At 39.6% G+C, this 1,109-nt stretch carries 1 protein-coding gene; it reads left to right on the top strand.

The genetic code is table 11. The features are described 5' to 3' along the window. The first annotated feature begins 283 nt into the window (after positions 1-283). The gene (locus R7O12_RS26375) at positions 284-940 is read left to right on the top strand and encodes a quinolone resistance pentapeptide repeat protein QnrVC5 (RefSeq protein WP_000361705.1); all 657 of its coding nucleotides are present in this window, start codon (positions 284-286) and stop codon (positions 938-940) included. The last annotated feature ends 169 nt before the right edge of the window (positions 941-1,109 follow it).

The raw sequence follows: 1,109 nt of genomic DNA, 5'->3' as shown, positions 1-1,109 counted from the left end.
GTTGACCATGAAAGATTAAATGAGCTTAGATCTGAGTAGAAATACGGCTTTTCGCCGTATAGAAAGCGTTATGTGTTTTTCTTGCAAGCGCCATGATTAATCAAAACTTTTTTCTAGCCATGCGGCATGGGTGAATTAAAAAACGGTGCCTTAGAGCGTCAATTTGGCGCCTTATTTTTGCGATTTTAAGTGGTTGTAAGTTGCTGTTTTTAAGGTGTTTATTTTTCTTGAGAACTGGTTGGTAAATGTTAGTCTTCGACTCAAATAGAAAGAGGGCTAGAAAATGGATAAAACAGACCAGTTATATGTACAAGCAGACTTTTCACATCAAGACATGAGTGGTCAGTATTTTAAAAATTGCAAATTTTTCTGCTGTTCCTTTAAACGAGCGAACCTCCGCGATACACAATTTGTAGATTGTTCTTTCATTGAACGAGGTGAATTAGAGGGGTGTGATTTTTCTTACTCGGATCTTAGAGATGCATCTTTTAAAAACTGCAGTCTTTCAATGTCGTATTTCAAAGGTGCAAATTGTTTTGGTATCGAGTTCAGAGAATGCGATTTAAAGGGTGCCAATTTTTCTCAAGCTAGCTTCATGAATCAGGTATCGAACAGAATGTATTTTTGTTCAGCTTATATAACAGGTTGTAATCTTTCATACGCCAACTTTGAAAGGCAGTGTATCGAAAAGTGTGATTTGTTTGAGAATAGATGGATTGGCGCAAATCTGAGTGGTGCATCATTTAAAGAGTCTGATTTAAGTCGGGGAGTATTTTCTGAAGGGTGTTGGAGCCAGTGTAGGTTGCAAGGTTGTGATTTGAGCCACTCGGAGTTGTATGGTTTAGACCCTCGGAAAGTTGACCTTACAGGTGTAAAAATCTGTTCGTGGCAGCAAGAACAACTTTTAGAGCAATTAGGTTTAATAGTAGTTCCTGACTAAATTTGATGGTTTGAACACACACATAACAAACGCCTCAAGAGGGACTGTCAACGCGTGGCGTTTCCAGTCCCAATGAGCCGCTGTGGTTGCAGTTGTTGTGTTTGAGTTTAGTTGTTATGCGTTGCCAGCCCCTTAGGCGGGCGTTAGCCCTCAGGAGGAAAAATGAAAA

It is taken from the genome of Vibrio sp. Vb1574 (genome assembly GCF_033338675.1).
The sequence above is the reverse complement of the archived record's forward strand: the minus strand, read 5'-3'. Positions and strand labels throughout refer to the sequence as shown.

Coding starts and splice junctions, on each gene's coding strand:
- R7O12_RS26375 (WP_000361705.1), top strand. CDS start 284: ATGGATAAAACAGACCAGTTATATGTACAAGCAGACTTTTCACATCAA.